Annotated in this window: 24 protein-coding genes; 10 read left to right on the top strand and 14 right to left on the bottom strand. The window is 69.7% G+C overall.

Annotated elements, in window-relative coordinates:
* Positions 1 to 215: 215 nt before the first annotated feature.
* The 3 genes from ABD705_RS13540 (at position 216) to ABD705_RS13530 (ending at position 3,049) form a co-directional block, all read left to right on the top strand.
* The gene (locus tag ABD705_RS13540; RefSeq protein ID WP_344784465.1) at positions 216 to 1,124 is read left to right on the top strand and encodes an ABC transporter ATP-binding protein; all 909 of its coding nucleotides are present in this window, start codon (positions 216 to 218) and stop codon (positions 1,122 to 1,124) included.
* Positions 1,121 to 2,713: an ABC transporter permease gene (locus ABD705_RS13535; protein WP_344784463.1), complete on the top strand. Its 1,593-nt coding sequence runs from the start codon at positions 1,121 to 1,123 to the stop codon at positions 2,711 to 2,713. Before ABD705_RS13540 ends, ABD705_RS13535 begins: the two co-directional genes overlap by 4 nt.
* Before the next feature lie 93 nt (positions 2,714 to 2,806).
* A complete protein-coding gene (locus tag ABD705_RS13530; protein WP_344784461.1) occupies positions 2,807 to 3,049 on the top strand; it encodes a substrate-binding domain-containing protein in 243 nt (80 codons plus the stop codon).
* Here the strand turns inward: ABD705_RS13530 and ABD705_RS13525 are convergent.
* Genes ABD705_RS13525 through ABD705_RS13515 form a run of 3 tightly spaced genes read right to left on the bottom strand, consistent with a single transcriptional unit; the run spans position 2,956 to position 5,204 of the window.
* Complete coding sequence (locus tag ABD705_RS13525) at positions 2,956 to 3,357, bottom strand: four-helix bundle copper-binding protein (RefSeq protein ID WP_344784459.1); 402 nt, start codon at positions 3,355 to 3,357, stop codon at positions 2,956 to 2,958. The genes ABD705_RS13530 and ABD705_RS13525 overlap by 94 nt on opposite strands.
* A gap of 55 nt (positions 3,358 to 3,412) precedes the next feature.
* On the bottom strand, positions 3,413 to 3,988 hold the full coding sequence (locus ABD705_RS13520; RefSeq protein WP_344784727.1) for a sensor histidine kinase: 576 nt from the start codon (positions 3,986 to 3,988) through the stop codon (positions 3,413 to 3,415).
* Between the two features lie 4 nt (positions 3,989 to 3,992).
* The gene (locus ABD705_RS13515; RefSeq protein WP_344784457.1) at positions 3,993 to 5,204 is read right to left on the bottom strand and encodes a hypothetical protein; all 1,212 of its coding nucleotides are present in this window, start codon (positions 5,202 to 5,204) and stop codon (positions 3,993 to 3,995) included.
* A gap of 161 nt (positions 5,205 to 5,365) precedes the next feature.
* Here ABD705_RS13515 and ABD705_RS13510 point away from each other — a divergent pair, with 161 nt between their 5' ends.
* Both ABD705_RS13510 and ABD705_RS13505 read left to right on the top strand, forming a co-directional pair.
* Positions 5,366 to 6,571, top strand: a complete 1,206-nt coding sequence (locus ABD705_RS13510) for a ScyD/ScyE family protein (protein ID WP_344784455.1) — start codon at positions 5,366 to 5,368, stop codon at positions 6,569 to 6,571.
* Positions 6,564 to 7,919 (top strand): FAD-binding oxidoreductase, encoded by a 1,356-nt coding sequence (locus ABD705_RS13505; RefSeq protein ID WP_344784453.1) that lies wholly within the window; start codon positions 6,564 to 6,566, stop codon positions 7,917 to 7,919. The genes ABD705_RS13510 and ABD705_RS13505 overlap by 8 nt, the downstream gene beginning before the upstream one ends.
* Positions 7,920 to 7,926: 7 nt before the next feature.
* On the opposite strand, the gene ABD705_RS13500 is transcribed toward ABD705_RS13505, so the two are convergent.
* Positions 7,927 to 8,565, bottom strand: a complete 639-nt coding sequence (locus ABD705_RS13500) for a response regulator transcription factor (RefSeq protein WP_344784452.1) — start codon at positions 8,563 to 8,565, stop codon at positions 7,927 to 7,929.
* A gap of 73 nt (positions 8,566 to 8,638) precedes the next feature.
* A complete protein-coding gene (locus ABD705_RS13495) occupies positions 8,639 to 9,400 on the bottom strand; it encodes a GDSL-type esterase/lipase family protein (RefSeq protein WP_344784450.1) in 762 nt (253 codons plus the stop codon).
* A gap of 170 nt (positions 9,401 to 9,570) precedes the next feature.
* Here ABD705_RS13495 and ABD705_RS13490 point away from each other — a divergent pair, with 170 nt between their 5' ends.
* The gene (locus tag ABD705_RS13490) at positions 9,571 to 10,134 is read left to right on the top strand and encodes an NADPH-dependent FMN reductase (RefSeq protein WP_344784448.1); all 564 of its coding nucleotides are present in this window, start codon (positions 9,571 to 9,573) and stop codon (positions 10,132 to 10,134) included.
* On the opposite strand, the gene ABD705_RS13485 is transcribed toward ABD705_RS13490, so the two are convergent.
* The 5 genes from ABD705_RS13485 to ABD705_RS13465 form a co-directional block, all read right to left on the bottom strand.
* Positions 10,112 to 11,554 carry a glycoside hydrolase family 5 protein gene (locus tag ABD705_RS13485; protein WP_344784446.1) on the bottom strand — a complete coding sequence of 481 codons (1,443 nt, stop codon included), beginning with the start codon at positions 11,552 to 11,554 and terminating at the stop codon, positions 10,112 to 10,114. The genes ABD705_RS13490 and ABD705_RS13485 overlap by 23 nt on opposite strands.
* A complete protein-coding gene (arfA, locus tag ABD705_RS13480) occupies positions 11,551 to 13,068 on the bottom strand; it encodes an arabinosylfuranosidase ArfA (protein ID WP_344784444.1) in 1,518 nt (505 codons plus the stop codon). The genes ABD705_RS13485 and arfA overlap by 4 nt, the downstream gene beginning before the upstream one ends.
* A gap of 39 nt (positions 13,069 to 13,107) precedes the next feature.
* Positions 13,108 to 13,989 carry a carbohydrate ABC transporter permease gene (locus ABD705_RS13475; protein WP_344784442.1) on the bottom strand — a complete coding sequence of 294 codons (882 nt, stop codon included), beginning with the start codon at positions 13,987 to 13,989 and terminating at the stop codon, positions 13,108 to 13,110.
* Positions 13,986 to 14,927, bottom strand: coding sequence for a carbohydrate ABC transporter permease (locus tag ABD705_RS13470; RefSeq protein WP_344784440.1), 942 nt, complete (start codon positions 14,925 to 14,927; stop codon positions 13,986 to 13,988). The genes ABD705_RS13475 and ABD705_RS13470 overlap by 4 nt, the downstream gene beginning before the upstream one ends.
* A gap of 73 nt (positions 14,928 to 15,000) precedes the next feature.
* Positions 15,001 to 16,356 carry an ABC transporter substrate-binding protein gene (locus tag ABD705_RS13465; protein ID WP_344784438.1) on the bottom strand — a complete coding sequence of 452 codons (1,356 nt, stop codon included), beginning with the start codon at positions 16,354 to 16,356 and terminating at the stop codon, positions 15,001 to 15,003.
* A 237-nt stretch (positions 16,357 to 16,593) separates the two neighbouring features.
* Between ABD705_RS13465 and ABD705_RS13460 the strand changes: the two genes are divergently transcribed.
* On the top strand, positions 16,594 to 17,658 hold the full coding sequence (locus ABD705_RS13460) for a LacI family DNA-binding transcriptional regulator (RefSeq protein WP_344784436.1): 1,065 nt from the start codon (positions 16,594 to 16,596) through the stop codon (positions 17,656 to 17,658).
* 55 nt (positions 17,659 to 17,713) lie between these two features.
* On the opposite strand, the gene ABD705_RS13455 is transcribed toward ABD705_RS13460, so the two are convergent.
* From ABD705_RS13455 to ABD705_RS13445, 3 genes are all read right to left on the bottom strand, one after another.
* A complete protein-coding gene (locus ABD705_RS13455) occupies positions 17,714 to 18,676 on the bottom strand; it encodes a 3-hydroxyacyl-CoA dehydrogenase family protein (protein ID WP_344784434.1) in 963 nt (320 codons plus the stop codon).
* A 54-nt stretch (positions 18,677 to 18,730) separates the two neighbouring features.
* A complete protein-coding gene (locus ABD705_RS13450) occupies positions 18,731 to 19,663 on the bottom strand; it encodes a sugar phosphate isomerase/epimerase family protein (protein ID WP_344784432.1) in 933 nt (310 codons plus the stop codon).
* A 92-nt stretch (positions 19,664 to 19,755) separates the two neighbouring features.
* Positions 19,756 to 20,952, bottom strand: a complete 1,197-nt coding sequence (locus ABD705_RS13445) for an MFS transporter (protein WP_344784430.1) — start codon at positions 20,950 to 20,952, stop codon at positions 19,756 to 19,758.
* A gap of 285 nt (positions 20,953 to 21,237) precedes the next feature.
* Here ABD705_RS13445 and ABD705_RS13440 point away from each other — a divergent pair, with 285 nt between their 5' ends.
* Positions 21,238 to 22,206, top strand: a complete 969-nt coding sequence (locus ABD705_RS13440; RefSeq protein ID WP_344784428.1) for an alkaline phosphatase family protein — start codon at positions 21,238 to 21,240, stop codon at positions 22,204 to 22,206.
* 13 nt (positions 22,207 to 22,219) lie between these two features.
* Here the strand turns inward: ABD705_RS13440 and ABD705_RS13435 are convergent, their stop codons facing one another.
* Positions 22,220 to 22,918 carry an alpha/beta fold hydrolase gene (locus tag ABD705_RS13435; RefSeq protein ID WP_344784426.1) on the bottom strand — a complete coding sequence of 233 codons (699 nt, stop codon included), beginning with the start codon at positions 22,916 to 22,918 and terminating at the stop codon, positions 22,220 to 22,222.
* A 155-nt stretch (positions 22,919 to 23,073) separates the two neighbouring features.
* Here ABD705_RS13435 and ABD705_RS13430 point away from each other — a divergent pair, with 155 nt between their 5' ends.
* Both ABD705_RS13430 and ABD705_RS13425 read left to right on the top strand, forming a co-directional pair.
* Positions 23,074 to 23,433 (top strand): YidH family protein, encoded by a 360-nt coding sequence (locus tag ABD705_RS13430; protein ID WP_344784424.1) that lies wholly within the window; start codon positions 23,074 to 23,076, stop codon positions 23,431 to 23,433.
* A complete protein-coding gene (locus ABD705_RS13425) occupies positions 23,430 to 23,780 on the top strand; it encodes a DUF202 domain-containing protein (RefSeq protein WP_344784422.1) in 351 nt (116 codons plus the stop codon). Before ABD705_RS13430 ends, ABD705_RS13425 begins: the two co-directional genes overlap by 4 nt.
* Positions 23,781 to 23,829 lie beyond the last annotated feature (49 nt).

Here is a 23,829-nt window from a genome sequence, read left to right as displayed (position 1 = left end):
GCTCCCCCAGCTCTCCGCCCTCCCAGTGTCCGGAGGATCCCATCAAGTTCGGATGATTTCGGCCGAGTCATCCGAACACGGGCTGGTTCTCCGACGCCTGTCGGGCTGCGCGGTCACTATCAGAACGAGTACTCTCTTTGCATGCCTCGTCTGACCGAGTCGCGGCGCCAGAGCCGGCGCGAGACATCGATGGCGGACATCACCGGAGCACGTCTATGAGCACCGCCGACGCTGTCATCGAGGTGCAGGGTCTGACCAAGTCCTACGGCCGGTTCCAGGCGCTGAAGAGTCTGGATCTGCGCGTGGACCGGGGCCAGGTGCACGGATTCCTCGGCCCGAACGGCGCCGGCAAGTCCACCACGATCCGGGTGCTGCTCGGGCTGCTGCGCGCCGACGGCGGCATTGCCCGGGTGCTCGACGGCGACCCCTGGAAGGACGTCGTGTCGCTGCACCGGCGCCTGGCCTATGTGCCGGGGGATGTCTCACTGTGGCCGGGGATGACCGGCGGTGAGGCGATCGACCTGCTCGGCGCGCTGCGCGGCGGACTGGACCCGGCACGCCGCATCGAGCTGCTGGAGCGGTTCGAGCTGGACCCGACAAAGCGCGGCCGCCAGTACTCCAAAGGCAACAAGCAGAAGGTCGCGATCGTCGCGGCGCTGGCGTCGAACGTCGAGCTGCTGATCCTCGACGAGCCGACCAGCGGGTTGGACCCGCTGATGGAGAATGTGTTCCAGGAGGTCATCGGCGAGGCGAAGGCCCGCGGTGCATCGGTGCTGCTGAGCAGCCACATCCTCGCCGAGGTCGAGTCGCTGGCCGACCGGCTGTCGATCATCCGCGACGGGCGGATCGTGCAGACCGGCACGTTGTCGCAACTGCGCGGCCAGACCCGCACCACGATCCACGCCGAGTTCGCCCACCCGCCGGAGACAGCCGCGCTGGCCGCGTTCGGCGACGTGCGCCTGGACGGCACCCGGCTGTCGGCCACGGTCGAGTCCGCGCGCATCGGGGAGGCGATGGCCATCCTGACGCGGTACCGGATCACGTCGCTGACGGTCGAGCCGCCCTCCCTGGAGTCGCTGTTCCTGCGCCTGTACGAGCCGGCCACGGCGCAGGCGACGCGATGAGCGTCGCGCTGGCCGGAACGCGCCCACTGCTGCGGGCGTCGCTGCACCACGACGGCAGGCTGTTCGCCCCCTGGATCCTGTTCGCGACGTTGCTGTCGGCATCCTCGGTCCTGGCGTATCCGTGGATCTTCCCGAGCGCAGCCGATCGCGCCGGTCTCTCGACGGCCATCGGTGCGAATCCGGCCCTCGGGCTGATCTTCGGCCCCGCGTTCGACCTGTCCACCACCGACGGCTTCAACGCCTGGCGGAGCCTCGCCATCGGCGGGTTCCTCGCGGCACTGGGTGCGATCTTCAGCGTCACCCGCGCCACGCGTGCGCAGGAGGACTCCGGTCAGGCCGAACTGCTCGCCTCCGGCGTGATGGGGCGCGTGACGCGGCTCATGGCGGGCGTCGCGATCGGGTTGCTCGGCTCCGTGCTGATGGGGGCGGTCGCGGGGCTCGTCACGGTGGCGTGCGGCGGCGACTGGACGGCGTCGATGCTGCTGGCGGCCACTTTCACCGCCACCGGATGGATGTTCACCGGGGCCGCCGCGATCGCCGCGCAGCTCGGATCCGACGCGCGCACCGCGAACTCGATCGCGATCGGCACGCTGGGCGTGCTGTTCCTGCTGCGCGGATTCGCATACGCCGTCGACGCGCCCGCCTGGACGATCTGGATCAATCCGCTGGGGTGGATGACCGAGACCAGGCCGGCCTCCGGTGACAACGGCTGGCCGCTGCTGCCGGCCGTCGCGCTCACGGCGGCGCTGCTGGCGGTCGCGTTCGTGCTGCAAGCGCGTCGGGATTTCGGGGTCGGCGCCATCGCGCCCCGGCCCGGGCCGGCCCACGGTGCAGACCGTTCCGCCTGGCGGCTGGCACTGCGCCTGAATCGCCCGCCGCTGCTGACCTGGACGATCGCATTCATCGCCCTCGGCCTGGTGTTCGGCTACTTCACCACGTCGATCCACGACATCCTCGGGCAGAACCCCGCCGTGCAGCACATCCTCGCCGCCGGTGCCACGACGCCGGACGCCCTGGTCGGCGCATTCGTGGTCACGGTGCTCAGCCTGGTCGGGATCATCGCCGCCGTCCCCGGCGTGCAGACGATGCTGAAGGTGCGGTCCGAAGAACTCGCCGACCGCGTCGAACCGGTGATCGCCGCCGGCGGGGCCCGCACCCGGTACTACGCCGCCCACGTCGTCGTCGCGCTGGCTGCGCCCGCCGGGTACATCCTGATCGCCGGTACCCTGATCGCCACCCTTGCCGCCTCCGCCGACATCGGCGTGGGCTTCGGCGACGTGCTGCTGCAGGCGCTGGTGACGGTCCCGGCGGTCTGCACGGTCGTCGCGGTGTCGGTGGCCGTGGTGGGCGCGCGTCCGCAGATCACGCTCGCCGCCTGGCTGGGCGTGCTGGTCTCGTTCGCGCTGACCCTGCTCGGCCCGACCTTCAAGCTGTGGGACTGGATACTGGCGATCAGCCCGTTCTGGCATGTCCCCCACGTGACCGCAGCCGCCCCGGACCTGCCGGGGATGCTGTGGGTCGGCCTGGTCGCGCTGGTGCTGATGGCGATCGGCTTCGCCCGGTTCCGCCGCCGCGATCTCGCCCGCTGAACCTGCTCAGGCGGCGGTCTGAGCTACTTGGCCACGTGACCCGCAGCTCCGGGCCGGCGGTGGCGCCCACATGTTCGCCGTGGAGCGGCGGCGATGGCGACGCCACTGGCGCGCGACCGCGGCATCGATGCCGTGTTCGCGGCATCCGACCGGATGGCCGTCGGCGCGATCAGCGCGCTGCGCAGAGCCCGACGCCGCCTGCCCGACGACGTCGCGGGCGCGCCAGCGCGCAGCGCGCGGTCTCAGGCGGCGCTCATCATCGCCGCGCGCACCTTCGCGCATGCGTCCATGCACGCCTGGCAGGACTGCGCGCACATCTTGCACACTTCGCTGTGATCGGCGTGCTGCATGCACTCGTCCATGCACGTCTGACACATCGCCACGCAGGCGTCGAGCATCGCCATCATCGAGGCGGGAGTCATGCCCTGCATGCGCATCATGGCGCGCATCATCGTGTTGCACATGTCTGCGCAGTTCATGCACGCCGGCGCACACGACATCAGCTGCGTCGAGCACACCGTGCACGCCTGCTCGCACGCCGAACAGGCATCCATGCACTCCTGCATCATCGCCATGTCCATCGTGTCCATGCCGGGCATCGACATCATGTCCTTGCCCACGGCATCCATCATCATCGCGTCCATCGCACCCATCCTTCGGCCGGCCGCGGCGGGCAGGATGACCCGCCTGCCGCTGACATTAGCCCTGTGCGCGGGCGACGTCCACCGCTGCCGGGGCACAGGGCAGCTCGGCCGAGATGCGCGTGCCGGCACCGGCGGGGCTGTCGATCCACATCGACCCGCCGAGGACCTCGATCCGGTCGCGCAGTCCGGTCAGCCCCAGTCCCCCACTGGCATGCGCGCCGCCGACGCCGTCGTCGTCGACGTGCAGCGTCAGCAGGCCGTCACGGTGGCGCAGCCGCACCGCCACGTTGCGTGCGCGGGAATGCCGCACAGCGTTGTTGAGGGCCTCGGCGAGCACGAAGTAGGCGGTCGCCTGCACCGGACGGGGGATGCCGTCGGCCAAGGTCATCTCGAGGGTGGTCGGCACCGGGATCCGGTCGACGAGGTCCTCCGCGGCGGCGGCGAGCCCCTGCTCCATCAGCGGGGCCGGCATGATGCCGTACACGAGTTCGCGCAGGCCCGCCGCGGCGTGGTCGATCCGGCCGCGCAGCCGCGCCGCCGCGTGGGTCAGCTCGGTCATGCCGGTGACGGCGGCCATCGCGTCGGACAGGCTCTGCGCCTCGACGGCCAGCAGCACCAGCTCGGCCTGCATCCCGTCATGCAGGTTCTGCGCGACCCGCTGCCGCTCGCGATCGCCGGCCTCGACGATGCGCGCACGCGACTGCTGCAGCGCGCGCTGGCTGGCGCGCAGCTGCACCGTCAGCCGCTGCTGGTCGACGGCGATGGCGATCACCCGTCCCGCGGACCGGATCGGCGATCAGCGTGCGGTCATAGCGGACGCCGCCCACCAGCCGGCCGTCCACCTCGATCTCGACCGCCCCCCGACTCTCGTCGGAGGCCGGCTCGGGCAGCAGCTGGCCCTCCGCATCGACGTACCCGCCGCGACCGGGCATCCAGTACGCCAGCTGCACCGTGTCATCGCCGAGTGCGTGCGCGAGCGCCGCCGCCAGCTGGGGGCGCTGCCCGGCGGCGCGGCCCAGCCAGGTGCCCAGCTCCTCCAGCTCGCCGGTCTGCGCGAACCCGCCGAGCAGGATCGTCAGCGTGAACAGCAGCGGCGCGCCGGCCAGCAGAATCGACTGCACGACGAACGAGATCTGCCCGCCGATGGGCGCGATCGGCCCCAGCAGCCACGGCGCCAGCGGCACCAGGAGGACCGCGGCGATGCCATAGCCGTACAGCGGCGTGAGCACGCGCCTGCGCTCGCGCGGTGCGCGCCGCAGTCGCGAGATCAGGATGCCGGCGGTGCAGATCATGACGCTGATGCCGGCGGCCGCTTGCACCCAGGCGCCCACGGTGGCCGGCCCCGGCCGGTCGGCGATGGCGAGAACGCCGCCGGGACTGGCATCCGGATTCCACAGGTACAGCGGAATCTGCAGGATCAGCGACACCGCGTAGCCCGCGGCGACCACGCCGTGCGCCGCCGGCGATCGCAGCCGTCCGGACGGGAACGCCAGCAGCAGGTGCACCACCACCGCCAGCGGCACCGAGCCGATCACCACCGCGGTCAGCGCGACCGGCGACGGGCCGTTCGCCCCCAGCGCACCGACCAGCCACACCACCGCACCCAGCAGCATGATCGGCCCCAGCGTGTTGCTCGGGCGGCGGGACCAGGCGATCAGACCGGCGCCGGCATAGACGAGTCCGCCGATGACGGCGAGCACGATCATCCACACCGTCGCCTCGGCAGTGGCTATCGCCTCCGCCACCGCGAGGGCCGCGATCAGCAGGATGGAGGCGGTGATCAGCACCAGCGCCAGGCCGAGCGATCGGACGATGGGCGGCCGTGGCCCGATCCGGGTACGGGTCATGTCGTCATCTTCCCACTCGTGGTGCGATGCGGCATCGCACCGTCAAAGATGGACCTAGGTCTATGGCCGGTCAGACAGTGTTTGCCGAGGATGAGAGCAGCGACGTGCCAGGCGCCGTGCTCCCCCGGGCCGGCGCTCCGTCGGAGAGAAAGGCCGAGTCAATGCGTCTGCAACGCCTCCGTACACTTGCCGTCCTGGGCGGCGGGGTGATTCTGCTCTGTGGGCTGGTCGCCGGCCCCGCCTCGGCGGATGAGCCCGCCTACACCGTGGTGGCCAGCGGGCTGAACAACCCGCGCAATCTGACCACATCCCCCGACGGCGGGCTGTACGTCGCCGAAGCAGGCACCGGCGGGCCGCAGTCCGACTCGTGCTTCGTCGCATCGGCCGGCGCGAATGTGTGCCCGGGCGACACCGGCTCGATCACCAAGATCACCGCCGGTGCGCACGGCTGGCACCAGCAGCGGGTCCTGACCGGGCTGCCGTCGCTGGCGCCGCCGCCGGGAAGCACCGATCCCCGCAGCGGCGCAGACACGTCGGGCACCGATGCGGCGGGCCCCAGTGGCCTGGTCGTCACCGGGCAGCGCTACACCGTCGCCGTGGGGTTCGGCGCCGGCTGCGGCACGGAGGGATCCGGCGGTGCCGGGCCCGACCCGAGCTGCAACCCCGCGGCGGAGCACAGCCTGTCGCCGCTGTTCGGCACGCTCGTCTCCGGCGCCTTCCCGAGCCACAGCGGACCGCGGGTCCTCGCCGACATCGCCACCCACGAATTCGCCACCAACCCGATCGACAACCCCGACAGCAATCCGGTCTTCGTCTCGCGCAGCGGTTCGAACTACGTCGTCGCCGACGCGGGCGGCAACACGATCGTGCGGGCGTCGGCATCGGGTCAGATGACGACCGTCGCGCAGTTCCCGAGCGTGATGGTCCAGAACCCGTTCGCACCTGAAGGGGTCATGATGCCGATGCAGTTCGTGGCGACGTCGGCGGTCCAGGGCCCGGACGGCGCGCTGTACGTCAGCCAGCTCACCGGCTTCCCGTTCCCGCAGGGCGGGTCGACGATCTGGCGCGTGCAGGCCGGACATGCCCCGACGGCGTATGCCACGGGGCTGACGAATGTCACCAGCCTGGCCTTCGCTCCGGACGGCAGTCTCTATGCGGTCGAGATCTACGAGCACGGCCTCCTCGCCGGCGGCCCCGGTGCACTCGTGCACATTCCGCGCGGCGGCGGCACCGCGACGGTGGTCGCGGGCGGACTGCCCGCGCCGTACGGCGTCGCGCTGCAGGCCGGATCCGCGTACGTGACGACGAACAGCAGTTCGCCGAGCGTCGGGCAGGTCATCCGGATTCCGCTGGGCGCGGATGACTGACTCACTGCGGCTCACCGCGGAGGAGGACACCGGGCTGCGTGGCCAGATCACCGGTCCGGTGTTCCTCCGCGGTGACCGCGGCCTCGAGGCAGAGGTCGAGTGCTTCAACACGAACGCCGGCCTCCCCGACCCCGAGATGGTCGTCGGCGCGGCCGACGAGCAGGATGTGTGTGCGGCCGTCCGCTTCGCCGCCGACCACCGGCTGCCGGTGCGGGTGCAGTCGACCGGGCACGGCCCCGGCCCGTGCCCCGGCGACGGCATGATCATCTCGACCGGACGGCTGAACGCCGTGCAGGTCGATCCCGACTCCCGGCTGGCGACGGTCGGGGCAGGATGCCAGTGGCGCAGCGTCGTGACGGCGGGCGCCCCGTTCGGCCTCGCCCCGATCACCGGCTCGTCGGTGACCGTCGGGGTCGTCGGGCACACCCTCGGCGGCGGCATCGGTCCGCTGATCCGCAGCCACGGCTATTCGTCGGACTGGGCCCGGGCGTTCCGCGTCGTGACGGCGGACGGCGGCGTCGTCACGGCCGACGCCGACAGCCATCCGGACCTGTTCTGGGCGCTGCGCGGCGGCAAGGGCGGATTCGGCGTCGTGACCGAGATGACGCTCGAGCTGCCGTACCTCCCGGCGCTGTATGCCGGACGCCTGGTCTTCGCAGGCGACGCCGACATCGAGGCGGCGCTGCGGGCCTGGGCCGGATGGCTGCCCAGTGCGCCGCCGGATGTGTCCACGTCGGTCGCGCTGGTGCCGGCGGCCGACGGGCAGCAGCTGCACATGCGGTTCGCCGTCCCCGGTTCGGCCGCCGACGGGCAGCGTCGCACCGCGGCGCTGCGTGCCGCACTGCCGGCGGCGGCGGTAGGCACGCTCGGCGAGCTGCCGCTGACCGAGGTGCACTCGATCCACGACGACCCCGTCGACCCGCTGCCGCTGCGCTCGTTCTGCACCGAGCTGACCGGCCTTCCCGACGACTTGGTGACGGCGCTGCTGGCGCGCGTCGGGCCCGGCTCGGCTGCCCCGTTCGCCGAGGTCGAGATCCGGCACCTGGGCGGCGCGGCCGCACAGCACGTCGCCGACGCCGGTGCCGTCGGCGGCCGCGGCGGGGCATTGATGCTGCGCCTCGTGCTGGACGACCCGGCGGCGGCGCCGGTGGCAGTGGCGATAGCGGCGGATGTCTTCGCCGATGCGGCACCGGTGCGCTTCGCCCAGACCAACGTCAACTTCTCGGGCAGCATGTCGAAACGGCCCGCGTTCGAGAGTGCCTGGTCGCCGCAGATGCGGGCGCGGCTGGCCCAGGTGCGCAAGACCTACGACCCGACCGGCCTGTTCCCCTTCGGACCGGCCGATTGAGGTCCGGTCAGGCGTTCAGATAGCGGATCACCGCCAGCACCCGGCGGTGATCCTCCGGCGAGTCGGGCAGGCCGAGCTGGTCGTAGATGTGCGAGACGTGGCTGACGACCGCCTTGGGACTGATGAACAGCGCTCGGGCGATCGCGTCGTTGCTGCGCCCTTCGGCCATCGCCGCGAGCACCTCCTGCTGCCGGGCGGTCAGGTGGCCGACGGCGGCGTTGCCGGTGCGCGCACGGCGCACCATGAGCCCGGCGACCTCGGGGTCGAGCGCCGTGCCGCCAGCGCAGACCCGCTGCAGGTCGGCCTGGAAGGTGCTGATGTCGCCGATGCGCTGCTTCAGCAGATACCCGATACCGGCCGGGTTCTCGCCGATGAGCTCGGTCGCATAGCGGCGCTGCAGGTGCTGCGAGACCACCATCACACCCACCCGCGGCATCTCGGCGCGGATCTGCACCGCCGCCCGCAAACCGTCGTCGGTCAGGTTCGGCGGCATCCGGATGTCGGTCACGATCAGATCGGGCCGGTGCCGGCGCGCGAGCGTCAGCAGCCCCGGCGCGTCGACGGCGGTGCCGACGATCTCGAATCCGCCGCGCTCGAGCACCAGCGTCAGTCCGGCACGCAGCAGCGTCTCGTCCTCAGCGATCACACATCGCACAATCAATCACCCCAGTGGTGCGTCGTTCCCCGCAGCCAGGCTAGCGCGACCGGAGCACCATCGGTCAGCGGTCGAGTGCGAGATCCCTCATCAGGGCCGCGCGGATGGGCGGCGCGAAGCGCGCATACCCGGCGGCGTTGAAGTGCAGCCGGTCCGGCCCGAACAGCGAGCCGTCGATCTGCCCTGTCGCGGTGAGCAGGCTCGGCGCCGTGTCGATGAAGGTGATCTCGCCGGAGCGCTCGGCCCATTCCTGAAGCATCCGGTTCGCGCGCCTGATCTCGCCCCGCACCCTCGCACGGGAGGGCGTCTCGGTGATCGCGACGTAGTAGATCGAGATGCCGGGCAGCCGGTCGCGGACGTCGGCGACGTATCGCCGGATCCGCCCGACGACGTCGGCGGCCTTCTTCGAGACGAACGGCAGGCCGCTGATGTCGTTGGATCCGGCGTAGACCACGAGGGTGCGCGGCGCGAACGGGACGACGAGCCGGTCGAGATAGAAGGCCTGATCGCCGATCTTCGTGCCGCCGATGCCGACGTTGACGGTCTGAAGCGGTGCCAGGTCGGCCGCGGAGCTCGTCCAGCGCTCGAAGAACGAGCTGCCGGTGAGCAGGATGGCCCCGCGGGGCCGCTCGGGTCCGTAGCGGGTGTCGACCGCGGCGACCTTGCGCGCGAACAGTCGGGGGTGGTCGCCGCCGAAGGCGAAGAGCAGGCCGGCTGCTGCGGCCGCGACCGCGCCGAGGACGGCCACCCCGGCAATCGAGCCCGCAGTGGCGCCCTGGACCGGGCGCGAGCGCTGTGCGGGCGGTCGGTCGGTTGAGCGGAACATGTCGGCGCCTCCGTCCTGGTCATCGCCGCTGTCAGGAACACGGTACCCGCCGGGCCGGTGCAACCGGTCATGGGCTATCCGGAATCAGCCGATGGGTGGATGCTGGGAGGTGGCACGGCGGTCCAGGCGGGGCGCCGCTCCACCGATCTCCGTGCCGGCAAGGGAGCGACATGTACAAGGTCGGTTATTTCGTCGGCAGCCTGTCCTCGACATCCGTCAATCGAATCCTCTCCAGAGCGCTCATCCGTCTCGCGCCGGACGATCTTCAGTTCACCGAGATCCCGATCCGTGATCTGCCGCTGTACAGCCCGGATTACGACGCGGACTATCCCCCCGAAGCGCGCGCGCTCAAAGACGCGATCGCCGCGTCGGACGCCGTCCTGTTCGTGACCCCGGAGTACAACCGGTCGATCCCGGGTGCGCTCAAGAATGCGCTGGACTGGGCATCCCGCCCGTGGGGGCAGAACTCGTTCCATCACATTCCGGCCGCCGTGACCGGCGCATCGATCGGCCAGATCGGCACGGCCGTGGCCCAGCAGAGCCTGCGCGGGGTGCTCAGCTTCTGCAATGCGCGGCAGATGACCGCTCCCGAGGCATACATCCACTACACCCCTGAGGTGTTCGCGCCCGACGGCGAAGTGCTGGTGGAGAGCACCGCTACTTTCCTGCGCGACTTCATGGCCGAGTTCCGCAACTACATCGAGATGGTGCTCACGGTGCTGCCGCGGCAGTAACCGGCTCCGCATCGCGCGGGCCGCCGGCCGCGGCCTTGAGGATGTCGGCCAGGCGCGTGCGGACGACGCACGCCGGCAGCGCGAAGTCGTCGGCGAGCGCCTCGGCTTCGGCGGGTGAGAGCCCCGCGAAGGTGCGCGCGTACTCGTCGACCATGGCCTCGGCCAGCATCACATGCCGGATGTGCCCGTGGATCCAGCGGTGCGCACCCCAGGGATAGGGGGCGAAGCCGGGGAACTCCCGTCGGAACAGCTCCTCGATCGGATCCAGGACGTCCCGCACCCCGGCATCCGTGCCGCCCCACGAATCGACGCCCAGGCGCGCCTTCTTCTCCAGGAACGGTGCGAGCCGGCGCCGGTACCCGGACTCGGGTGAGACGCCGGCCAGCGCCTGCAGCCCGACGTCCTTGTAGGTCCACAGCGCCCAGCTCGCGTCATGGCGCGCGAAGATCTCGAGCTGGTCCTCCAGCAGCGTGTACCGCTGGGCGTCCCGCTGCGGGTCGCCGGTGTACACCGGCCCGAACTCCCCCACCCAGATCGGCGTGCCGGTCTCGCGCATGTAGGCGGTGCGGGCCAGGAACGTCTCCTCCACGGTGTCGCGATCGATGTACTGCCCGCGGCTCACACCCGGGTAGGGGCCCCCGTCGACGAAGCCCGGCAGCGCATAGTCGTGCGCCGTGTAGACGCAATTGGGCAGCGGGTCGCCGAGTTCGTGGAACTGGGTCGAATAGCGGTTGCCGTCCAAAAACAGGATGTGGTCGGGATCGACGGCTCGGATGGCGCGCTCGACGCGGCGGTAGAACGGCCCGATCACGTCTCCGTGCGCGTCCGCAGGTTCATTGACGGGGTTGTATCCGGCCACCCACCCGTTGCCGCGGTAGCGGTCGGCGATCCGCTCCCAGAGCGCCACGACCCGGTCCTGGAACTGACGCTGCGCCCAGAACCCCGCCCACTGCGTCGGGTTGTCGCTGTGCCAGTGCTGGTTCTGCGCACCCGGGACGGCGTGCAGGTCGATGATCGTGTAGATGCCGTGCCGGGCGCACAGCGCGATCATCCGATCGAGCAGCGCGAAGCCCTCCTCGCGGTACTGGAACGGGGCGTCGTCGCGCTCGAAATGCCGGTAGTTGACCGGGATGCGCAGCGAGTTCAGCCCCAGCGCACGCAGCAGCGCCGCGTCGTCGTCGGTGAAGAACGCCTTCATCAGCCGGCCGAAGAAGCGCTGGTAGCCCTCTTCGCCCAGCGTCCGCCGCATCGCCCGACGCATCTGGGACTCGGTGCCCGCATAGCCGGTGATGAAGTTCTCCATGTTCATCCAGCCGCCGAGCCCGAAACCGCGCAGCGTCACGACGTCCGCACCCGCGACGATGCGGGAACCGGCGACAGCGAGGATCGGCGGTTCGGGCACCGCGGCGGGTCTCGTCATGGCGCCCATGCCAGCGTGAGCGCCGTCCAGGACACCGGCGGCAGCGTCAGGGTGAGCACGCCGCCGACCAGCCGGGCGGTGTCGTTGTGCTTCATCCCGACGCGATCCGGTTCCCCCAGAGTGTTCGCAGCGTGCATGTCGTCGTCATGCAGCGTGCGCACGCTGCCCAACTCGACCGCGCCCAGCAAGGCCACGTCGATTTCGATCGTCACGGCCTCCTCGAGGCTGCGGTTGACCAGGAACACCGCGGTGCCGGCCTCGGCATCGTGCGTGGCGACCGCGTCGACGACGGGCACGTCGCCGTAGAGCCCGGTTGCATACCGCGGGCAGTCGAGCTTGAGCTCGAGCGTCGACCCGTGCGCAAGCGCCGACGTGATCGCGAACGGGAAGAACGTGGTCTGCCGCCACGCCGGTCCACCGGGTTCGGTCATGATCGGCGCGATGACGTTCACCAACTGCGCGAGGCTGGCCGAGGTCACCCGGTCGGCGTGGCGCAGCAGCGAGATGAGCAGGCTCCCGACGACGACCGCATCGAGCACGGTGTACGAGTCCTCCAGCAGTCGCGGAGCCACCGGCCAGTCGTCGACGCCGGTGATCTTGTCCACCTCGTTGTACCGGGACTGGTACCAGACGTTCCATTCGTCGAACGAGATGTCGACCGTCTTGTCGCTGCGGCGCAGCGCCTTGACGTGGTCGGCGGTGGCCACGACCGACTCGATGAAGCGGTCCATGTCGACGGCGGATGCCAGGAAGCTGCCGAAGTCGCCGCCGTGCGGCTCGTAGTAGGCGTGGCACGAGATGTAGTCCACCTCGTCATAGGTGTGCTCCAGCACCACGCGCTCCCACTGGCCGAACGTGGGCATGCCGGCACCCGAGCTGCCGCAGACCACGAGTTCGAGGTCGGGGTCGAGCTGCCGCATCGCGCGCGCGGCCTTGACCGCGACCTGGCCGTAGTCCTCGGCCGTGCTGTGGCCGAGCTGCCACGGCCCGTCCATCTCGTTGCCCAGGCACCACATCCGGATGTCGTGCGGCTGGGTGGTGCCGTTGGCCACGCGCTGATCGGACAGCGCCGTGCCCGACCGCACGTTCGCGTACTCGAGCACATCGAGGGCCTCCTGCACCCCGCGGGTGCCGAGGTTGACCGCATACATCAGCTCGCTGCCCACTTCGCCCAGCCACCGGGCGAACTCGTCCAGGCCGATCTGGTTGGTCTCGAGCGAATGCCAGGCCAGGTCCATCCGCGTCGGCCGCAGCGCCCGGTCGCCGACCCCGTCCTCCCAGCGGTAGCCCGACACGAAGTTCCCGCCCGGGTAGCGGACAGTGCTCACCCCGAGCTCCTTGACGAGTGCGATGACGTCCCGCCGGAACCCGTCCTCGTTCGCGTCCGGATGGGCGGGCTCGTAGAGGCCGTCGTACACGCACCGGCCCAGGTGCTCGACGAAGGAGCCGAACAGGCGGCGGTTGATGGCGCCCACGGTGAAGTGCGGGTCGATGGTGAGGTGAGCAGAGATCAAGGTTTCCTCGTCGGTGGGTCGATGGGTGAAGGCGGGGCGCTACTTGAGGCTTCCGATCGACAGCCCTCCCTGCCAATAGCGCTGGAGCGACAGGAAGGCGATGATCAAGGGTATGACCGAGACCAATGAGCCCAGGATGATGATGCTCCACAGGCTCTCGCCGCCTGCGGCGCCATAGGTCGACGCGGTGGATTGCCACAGCCCGATCCCGACCGTGACCGGGTAGAGCCGGTTGTCGGAGAGCATGGCCAGCGGCAGGAAGTAGTTGTTCCACGACGCCACGACCGACAGCAGCAGCACCGTGACGATGGCCGGTCGCATCATCGGCAGCGACACCTGCAGGAAGGTGCGGAACTCTCCCGCGCCGTCCACGCGCGCGGCATCCAGAAGCTCATCGGGCACGGCGTCACGGGCGTACACGTTCATCAGGTACACGCCGAACGGGTTCAGCAGCGTGGGCAGGATCACCGCCCAGATGGTGTTCGTGATGCCCATCTGCGAGAACAGGATGAAGGTCGGGATGACCAGCGCGGTCGCCGGGACCATGACGGCGCCGAGCAGGATCGCGAATCCCGTGCGCCGGCCGGCGAAGCGGTACTTCGCGAAGCCGTAGCCGGCGAGCACGGCCAGCACCGTGGCCCCGAGTCCGCCGGCGAAGGCGTACAGGGCGGAGTTCAGGAGCCAGCGCGCGTAGATGCCGCCGCCGTAGGTGAACAGCTGCTGCAGGTTGCCGAGGTAGTCGATGTCGGCGGCGAACCAGAGCGAATTGCCGCCGCCGAACAGGCCGGCCGAACTCTTCGAGCTGTTGACGACGACCCACCAGAAGGGGATCAGGAAGTAGATCACCAGGAACGCGAGGACCACCTGCAGCGGGATCTGTCTGGGAGCGCGCCGAACGCGCGCGGTCTTGATCGTGCTCATGAGAGGAAGCTCCCGCGCTTACGGGTGGCGAACAGGAAGACGTAGACGCAGATGAAGACGACGGCGCCGAGCGCGAACGAGATCGCCGAACCGTAGTTGTAGTTGGCCAGCGCGAACGCCTGTTGATAGGCATACAGGTTCGGTGTGAAGTCCTGCGGGATGGCCCCGGCCGCAAGAGGTTGCAGGATCTTCGGTTCATTGAAGAACTGCAGCGTCCCGATGAGGGCGAACACGAGGATCAGCACGAGCGCGGGTGCGACCAGCGGGATCTTGATCCGCAGCATGATCTGCCACTGGGACGCGCCGTCGATGCGCGCGGCCTCATACAGGGTCGGCTCGATCCCCTGCAGGGCCGCGTACAGGATGATCATGTAGTAGCCGGCCCATTGCCAGGTGACGATGTTCAACAGGCCGTAGAAGATCAGGTTCTTGCTGAGCAGGTCGGGCCCGGTGGCGCCGAAGGCCGCGAAGAAGTCCGCGATCGGACCGAAGTTCTTGCTGTACAGGAATCCCCACATCAACGCACCGATGACCGCCGGAATCGCGTACGGCATGAAGATCGTCAGGCGCGAGAACTTCGCGAACCGGGTCGTCATCATGTCGAGGATGAGCGCGATGGCCAGCGAGATGGCCATCTGGACGGGGATCAGCACCAGTGAGAAGCGGATCACGAACCAGACGCCGTCCAGGAACGAGGGGTCGCTGAACGCCTTGGCGTAGTTGCCGAAGAGGACGAACTTGGTGCCGCCGATCAACGCCTTCTGGAAGGTGCTGAGGTAGAACGCGAACCCCAGCGGAACGACGAGCATCGCGATGAAGACGATCGTGAAGGGGCCGACGAACAGCCACCCGGTGAGGTTCTGACGAAGCGTCGACGCCTTCGAGCGGCGAGTCTGCCGCGGTTCGGCCTCGCGCTGCGCCGGCAGGGTCATGGTCATGGGAGTGCTTCCTGGTCGAGGGTGCGGGAACCGGTGGGTCGGCCGGACGGGCCGACCCACCGGGTTCAGCGGATCACTTGACGGTGAATCCCTGCTCCGTCGCGTACTGCACGACGTCCTTCTGCAGCGCGTCGGCCGCCTCGGACCCGGTGGCGGATCCGTCATTGATGGCGGCGACCTGCTTGGTCATCGCGGAGTAGTAGTACTGACCGATCGGCGTGTAGGTCATGCCCTTGTAGGCATTGGCCGCCGGGATGTAGACCTCCTTGTTGGCCTCCTGGCCGTCGAAGAAGTCCACCTTCAGGTTGATGAACTCCGGGTTGTTCAGCGCGTTCACGTTCAGCGGGAAGATGATCTGGTTCTTCCAGCCTTCAGTGAGCGATGCGTCGTCGGCGTAGACGCCGAAGGCGACCTTCGCGGCGAGCGCAGGATCCTTGGCCTGGCTCGTCACCGAGAACGCCGAACCGCCCCAGTTCACCTGCACCGGGCTGTTCACGTCCCATTGCGGCAGCGGTGCCGTCTTCCACACGCCGGCGTCGGCACCCTCGCCGACGCCGGCGCCCTGGAGGTACCCGGGGGCCCATGCGGCCGAGAGGTACGTGGCGTAGTCCCCGCCGATCACACCGGCGATGTACTCCGGGGTGAACTGGTCCGCGGTGCCGACCAGGCCCTTGGAGACGAGACCGGCCCAGTAGTCGAGCACCTTCTTGGCGCCCGGACCATTCAGGTTGATGCCGATCTCGCCGCCGTTGGCCGGGTCGTAGGTGAACAGGTCCTCGCCGGTCTGGTAGAGCAGCGCCGTGACGAACGCCGCCTGGTTGGCGGCGAAATCGGCGAACACCGGACCGCCGGCATCCTTGACCTTCTGCGCGGCCGTCTCGAACTCGGCCCAGGTGGTGGGCGGGGTGACCTTGTACTTGTCGAAGACGTCCTTGCGGTAGATCATGGCCATCGGGCCGCCGTCGATCGGCGCGCCGTAGATCCCGTCGCCGACCGAGACGTCCTTCCAGGCGCCCTCGCTGAAGTTGGCCTTCACATCCTCGTAGCCGTACTTGCTGATGTCGACGAGGCCCTTCTGGACCTGGAAGGTCGGGATCCGGTCAGCCTCGACCATGACCACGTCCGGAGCCCCGGTGCCAGCGGTGATCGCCGTCTGGAACTTGTCGTACTCGGCGCCGCCGGCACCGGCGTTGGTCCAGCACACCTGCACGTCGTCGTGCTGCTTGTTGAAGTTGTCGACGACGGTCTCCATGTTCGGATACCAGGCCCACAAGGTCACCACCGGCGCATCGGTCTTGGTGATCTTGTTGGTGCAGTTGCTGGCGTCGGCTCCGTCACCGCCGCCACCGCCACCTCCTGCGCTGCAGCCGGCGAGCACCCCGCCGATCATGACGGCCGCGGCCGCGGCGATTACCTTCTTCATCTTCATTGATCGATTCCTTTCGGAGGGACATCTTTGTCGGTGCGAATCGTGCCGCGGCCGGCCAGGCTCCTCCGAGCGGAAGGCGTTCGGCCCGACCGGGCGTCGCCGAAATAGAATTTCCAACGTTGTATTTCAGCGTTGTAACAGACTATTGCTAACCTCAGTGCTGATGTCAAGCAAAAACTCGCGACAGCGTGAGTCAGCGCCGACATGATCCGGTGACCGAATGACGAGGGGGCTCCCGTGGTCTCGACGCTCCGTGATGTCGCACACGTGGCGGGGGTGTCGATCAAGACGGTCTCGAACGTCGTGAACGACTACCCGCACGTCCGTCCGGAGACGCGTGCGAGGGTGCTGGCGGCGATCCGGGACCTGGACTACCGGCCGAACCTGTCGGCGCGCGGTCTGCGCTCCGGCAAGACCGGGGTCATCGGCCTGGCCATCCCCGAGCTGCGGCAGAACTACTTCGCCGAGCTCGCCGACACGATCATCCGCGTCGCCGCGCAGCGCAACGTCGATGTCGTGATCGATCAGACCAGCGCCACGCGCGAGGGCGAGCTCGCCGTGCTCGCCGGCGATCGGCTGCGGCTCACCGACGGCATCCTGTTCAGTCCCGAGCAGCTCGGCCAGGACGACGTCGAACTCCTCAAGGTCGACTTCCCCCTGGTGCTGCTGGGCGAGCGCATCTTCGGCGGTCCGACCGACCACGTCACGATGCGCAACGTCGAATCGGCCCGGGCCGCGACCGAGCACCTGCTGGCCATCGGCCGGCGCCGCATCGCGTTGATCGGGGCGCACCCGATCAACCAGCACGACATCCGTTCGGCCAACCTCCGCGTCACGGGCTATCGCAAGGCGCTCCAGTACGCGGGCATCCCCTACGACCAGCGGCTCGTGCGGGTCGCCGCTCCCTGGCACCGGGGCAACGGCGCAGCCGCGATGCGCGCCCTGCTCGACGAGAAGATCGAGTTCGACGCCCTGTTCACGCTGAACGACACGCTCGGTCTGGGGGCACTCCGCGCGCTCGGCGAGGCCGGCGTCCGGGTGCCGGACGACGTGGCCGTGATCGGCTTCGACAACATCGACGAGTCGCGGTTCTCTGTTCCGTCGATGTCGAGCGTCGATCCGGGCCAGGACCAGATCGCTCAGACCGCGGTGGAACTGCTGCTCGAGCGGATCGCGGAGAAGGGCACTCCGGCGCCGCCGCGCCAGATCCTCGCCGACTACCGGATCGTGCGGCGCGAGTCCACCGGGTTCTCGGAGCCGGCGGAGGAGGCCGCGGCGGTCTCCCTGCCGGCACGGATCTGACCCCGCCGGGCGCCCGCATGCGAGCCGTTGCCGGTGCGCACCGGCCGCGGCGCGCCTACTCCGCGGGATGGATCGGCGCAGGCCCGAGCTCGTCGATGAGCTTCTTCATGGCCACGTAGGCCTTGTTGCGGTAGGCGACGAGTTCTGCGGTGCGCTCGGCGGGCACGTCGAGGTAGCCGGCGCCGGACTTGGTGCCGAACTTGCCGGCATCCACGAGCTCTTTCAGCGACACCGGCGTCGCGAAGCGCTCCGGCCACCGGGTCTGCAGCGACGCGTAGCAGAACGCGTACACGTCGAGGCCGGCCATGTCGGCGATCGCGAACGGCCCGAACACCGGCAGGCGGAAACCGAAGGTCGTGCGCACGAGCGTGTCGATGTCCTCCGGGGCGGCGATGCCCTCTTCGACGATCTGGGTCGCCTCGTGGAACAGCGCGTACTGCAGCCGGTTCAGCACGAACCCGGTCGAGTCCTTCACCCGCGCCGTCTGCTTGCCGGTGGCCGCCACGATCTGCTCGACGGTGGCGACCGCCGCGTCATCCGTGCCGGCGTGCGGAATCAGCTCGACGCCGGGGATGAACGGTGCGGGATTGGAGAAGTGCACGCCGAGGAACCGCCCGGGCCCGGTGACCGCCGGCGCGAGCGACCCGATCAGGATGGTCGACGTGTTCGAACCGATGATCGCATCCGCCCGCGCGGCCGCGCTGATCCGCTTCAGGGTCGCGCGCTTGACGTCGATCTTCTCGGGCACGGCCTCTTCGATGAAGTCGGCGTTGGCAACGGCCTCTTCGATCGAGGCGGCCGGCGAGACGCCGGCCCGGATGCGCTCGACGGCGTCGGCGGGGAACAGCCCGTCGGCGACGAACTGCGCGGCCTCGGCGATCAGGCGCTCGCGGTTGGCGGCGGCGATCTCTGCGGTGATGTCGGCGAGCGTGACAGTGTTGCCGGACAGCGCCAGCACCTGCGCGATGCCGCCGCCCATGTACCCGGACCCGACGATGGCTACGGTGCGGTGGGTCATGATCTCTGCTTTCCGTGCGATGCGGCTGTGCCGCGGGGCTTCCGTGCGATCCGACTACGCCGCGGGCAGCAGCGTGCGGATGTACTTCTGGTTGGTGGCGCACACGCCCAGGCTGTCGCCGCCGTACTGCTCGGCGAGGATGATTCCGGTGAAGCCGAGCTCGATCGCGTCGTGGAAGACCTGCCGATAGTTGATCAGGCCGGCTTCCAGGGTGGACGGCACCGACGTGGCCCACGATCGGTCCGCCGCCTCGTCGCGGGTGTAGTTCTTCACGTGCCAGTAGTTGGCGTACGGCAGCGTCTTCGCATACACCTCGCGCCAGTCCTCGACCGGGCGGTGCAGCCGGATCAGGTTCGCGACATCCGGATTCAGGCCCACGTTGTCCAGCCCCACCTCTTCGACGAATCGCACGGCGCTGTCGGCGGTGCCCAGGTAGGTGTCCTCGTACAGCTCGAGCGCCATCGGCAGCCCGACCGAGGCGGCATGCCGGCCGAGCTCGCGGATGCGCGTGACGGCGGCGTTCCAGACCTCCGGGTCGTCCGGGTCCTTCGGGCCGGGTGCCGTCCAGAACCACAGCGCCTCGCGCTGGGCCTGGCTCAGCGGCTGGTGCAGACCGGTCGAGAAGACCTGCATCCCCCATTCGGCCGCCGCGTCGATCGTGCGGTGCGCGTAGGCCAGGTTCTGCTGCTCGTGCCCCGGCATGATGATGCTCTGGCGCTGCAGATGCACCGACGGGATGCCGATGCCGTGCGACCGCGCGATCGAGAGCAGCTCGCCACGGCGCGCAGGCGTCAGGTCGGCCGGGCGGATGTGGCTGTCGGCGAGCTCGACCAGCGTGAAGCCGACGCGCTCGATCTGGGCGAACATGTCATCCCACACCTCGGCGGGCGCATCGTGCAGCGCGCGGCCGTTCTTGTCGATCGGCGGGAAAGCATGCAGGCACGTGGCGATCGGCCAGGTGTCTGCGGTGTATGTCGGCCCTGCCATGATGCTCCGTCGCATGAGTTGTCGCATGGGGCGCCGCGCGAGTGCGCTGCGCCGGTGGTTCGGGCCCCATCCTATAGACGAGGTCATGCTGCTCAGAGGGCACCGTCGTCGGCCGCCCGGGTGATCGCGTCGTCGTGCGGCTGCCGCCGCTCGTGGCGCGGATCCTTCAGGAACGCCGTCAGCCCGAGTGCGATCAGCGGCAGCACGATCAGCACGGCCAGCGCGACCTGCAGCCCGAACGAGTCGCCGAGCCAGCCGAGCACCGGGGTGAACAGTCCGCCGACCGAGACGGCCAGCCCCACCGTCACGCCGCTGGCGGTGCCGATGCGGTGCGGCAGGTAGTCCTGACCCAGGATCACGAACACGGCGAACGGCATGAAGATCGCCACCCCGGTGATCACGACGAAGATCATCGCGGCCGGCCAGGTCGGCGACAGCAGCATGCCGGCGATGGCCGGGACGGCGACGGCGAAGCCGATCCGGATGCTGCGCAGCCGGCCGAAGCGGTCGGCCACCCAGCCGCCGATCAGAGTGCCGCAGGCGCCGGCGATCAGGAAGACCGTCAGCGCCGCCCCGCCGATCACCTGCGAGGTGGCGAGGTCGTGGATGAAGTACAGCGCGACGAACGAGGTGATACCGAAGAACACGACCGAGCGGATGATGACGATGCCGGTCAGCTTCAGGAAGGCCGGCCAGTCATCGTCGCCGACGGGCAGTCCGTGGCGCGTGGTCTTGCCGGCGCGCCCGTCCAGAACCGTGCGCAGGGCGAGGAACAGGATCGCGGCCATCACCGCCGCCGGCAGCACCAGCAGCACGGTTCCGCGCAGGCCGGTGGCCAGCAGCAGCGGCGTCGCGATCAGCGACCCGAGGGCGAACCCGGCGTTGCCGCCGAGTGCGAACACGCTCATGGCCCGGTTGCTGTCGCCGGATGCCTGTCGGGCGGCGCGCGCGGCCTCGGGGTGGAACGCGGCGATCCCGAGCCCGGACAGCGCGATCAGCAGCCAGGTGAGCCAGTAGCTCGATGCCAGCCCCACCAGTGCGACGCCGACGCCGGCGGTGAGCATGCCGGCCGGGATCATCCACCGGATCGGCTTGCGGTCGCCCAGCAGCCCGAAGGCCGGCTGAGCGACCGACGACAGCACCGTTGCGGCCAGCGTCAGCCCGGCGACGGCAGCATAGCTGTAGCCGCGTTCGGCGACAAGGAACGGCAGCAGCGCCGGCACGACGCCCTGATAGAGGTCGTCGGCCAAGTGGGCCGAGGCCATCATGGCGACGCCGCGACGGTTCACGCGCGGCGGATTCACGTGTCGGGTCCGCTCGGCTGATCGCGAGAGGTCGGGCCGGCCACCCACCTCGTCACGATCCGCACTGTCCGCTCCCGGCCTTCTCTTCGACTCTTCCATTGTCTCGCGTCGGGCGGGGCCGAGTGCCCGCGCCGCATCCCCCGCCATCGGACAGCGTGGCTCCGCTGGGCGCGCGTCTAAGATCTGTGGCATGACCGGCTTCGGGGTTCCGACTTCCCGCAGCCGAATGCCGACCGACGGGCATCCTGCTCCGGATCAGGCCCCGGGCAGATGAGCAGCAGTCGCAGGCGGCGTCCGGCCACGGCGATCGCGATGGCCGCCGTCCTCATGCTCGCCGGGTGCGCGGCATCCCCACACCCGCAGCCGTCCGGCCCGCAGCCGTCCGGCCCGCTGCCGGCCCACACGACGCCGACCGCGCCAGCGCCGACCGAGACGAGCGCGACCGCGAGCCAGCCACTGTCCCACGTCGTGATCATCGTGGAGGAGAACAAGCCCGCCTCATCGATCATCGGCAATCCGAGCGCGCCCTATCTGAACGCGCTGGCCCGGGAATTCGCGTCCGCGACCGACGACAATGCGATCACGCATCCGAGTCTGCCGAACTACCTTGCGCTGACCGGCGGCACGACCGCGGGCATCACCACCGACTGCAACCCCGAGGGAAGCTGCCTCGCGCGCGTTCCCAGCATCACGACCGAGATCGAGAGATCCGGCCGCACCTGGAAGATGTATGCCGAGGGGATGCCGTCACCCTGCGACGCGCACAACTCGGGGCGATACGCCGTGCGACACAACCCGTTCCTCTACTATCCGAGCATCACCGACGACGCGCCGTACTGTGCCGCGCACAACGTGCCGCTGACCCGACTGGCGGCAGACCTGGCATCGACGGCCACGATGCCCGACTACGCCTTCATCAGCCCGGACCTCTGCGATGACATGCACGACTGCTCGATCGCGACCGGCGACCGGTGGCTGTCACGCCAGGTGCCGGCGATCCTGTCCTCGCCGGCGTTCGCGAGCGGTCGGTCACTCCTGGTGGTCACCTTCGATGAGGGCGACCGGACGAGCAACACCGTGCCGCTGATCTTCGCGGGGTCGGCGGCGAAGCGCGGCTACCGGTCGGACCGCGGCTACACGCACTACTCGCTGCTGCGCACGATCGAGCGGGAATGGGGTCTGGCCCCGCTGACCGGCAATGACGCAGCCGCGACCCCGATGACCGATCTGCTGCGGTGACGGCGCGCGCGCTTCAGGCCCGGGCTGCTTCTTCGATGATGTCGGCGACGGCTTCGGGCTGGGACAGAAACGGCGAATGGCTGGTCGCGAGGTGCTGCACGCTCGAGCCCGCACGCGCGGCGAGACCCTCCTGCGCCTCCGGGGGGAAGATCGCATCCTTGCCCGTGACCAGGAATGTCGTCGGCTTGGAGTGCCAGGCGGCCTCGGTCAGCGGCTCCTGGAAGGCGAGCACGCTCTGCGGCTTCAGCTGGGCGACCGCAGCGGCGGCGGCGGCCGCGTCGAGATCGCCGTAGAAGAGCGAGGCGGCCGGCTCGGCATCCGTGCCGGCCGTGGCAAGCGGGCCGTCGACGACCCACCAGGACGGCGCCACGCCGCCGACGGCGCCGAGCAGCGATTCGCCCACGTCGAGGGCGAACGCGGCGAGGTAGACGATGTGCTGCACGTTGTCGGCGCGTGCCGCCTGCGTCGTGGGCACCCCACCGTAGGAATGGGCCACGACCACGACCGGGCCGTCGATCGCCGCGATCGCCTGTGCGACGGCATCCGCATCATCGGCCAGGTGCAGCCCGACGATGTCATCGGCGTGCACAGTGGGAAGGTCGACGGTCTCGACGGTCCACCCGCGAGCCTCGAGGATCCCCTTCAGCGGCGCCCAGCACCATGCGCCATGCCAGGCACCGTGGACGAGCAGAAGAGTGGGCTGTGCGGACATGTCGGTCTCCTTCGGCAGATGGGGCCGGCGCTGCCTGCGGCCCGCTCGTCGCATGACGCCAGGCTACATCCACCGTGCGCGAGACGGTTCGGTGGTCCGGGCCGCCTGTGCACGCACGCAGCTGCGCCGGGTCACGCGTCGTAGGATCGAGGATCATGGCGGACTCGCGTTTTCCCCGCAGCGTGTACTCAGTCGGCGAAGAGCCCGACCCGCGGTTCAGCCTGGCCAACGAGCGCACCTTCCTGGCCTGGATCCGCACATCCCTGGCGCTGCTGGCGGTGGGTGTCGCGATCGAGGCGCTGCAGCTGCAGATCCAGCCGGTGCTGCGCTTCATCGCCGCCGTGATCTTCGTCCTGCTGGCGGTGATCGCCGCCGTGCACGGCTGGATGTCGTGGATGCACCACGAGCGCGCGATGCGTCTGGGCCGCGCACTGCCGGCACCGTCGACGGCGCCCATCATCGCGGTCGGAGTGGTGCTGGCCGCGCTGCTGCTGGCGGTGGGCCTGTTCCTGTGAGCGACGGACCGCACGAACGCCCGTTCGACCGCGGTCTGCAGACCGAGCGCACGCTGCTGGCCTGGCGGCGCACCTGCCTGGCGCTGGCGGTGGGCAACGCCGTCGCGATCAAGTACCTCTCGGATCTGCTCGGCCCGTGGGCGACGCTGGTCGGCGTCGCCGGGCTGGCGCTGTCCGGCGTCGCATGGGTGATCAGCGCACGGCGCTACCGACGGATGCACGAAGGCCTGGTCAGGGACGGCACTCTGGCCTTGGACGGGCGGATGCCGCTGCTGCTGGCCGGCTCGGTGCTGATGGCCGCGCTGGCGGCCATCATCCTGATGGTCGTGCTGTGGCGGCCCTGGTAGGAGCCTGAACCCGTTTCAATCATTGAAACGGGTTCCACCGAGGTTCGAC

Source organism: Microbacterium kribbense (assembly GCF_039537285.1).
GTDB classification, from domain to species: Bacteria; Actinomycetota; Actinomycetes; order Actinomycetales; family Microbacteriaceae; genus Microbacterium; species Microbacterium kribbense.
This window is presented reverse-complemented; position numbering and strand designations above follow the sequence as displayed.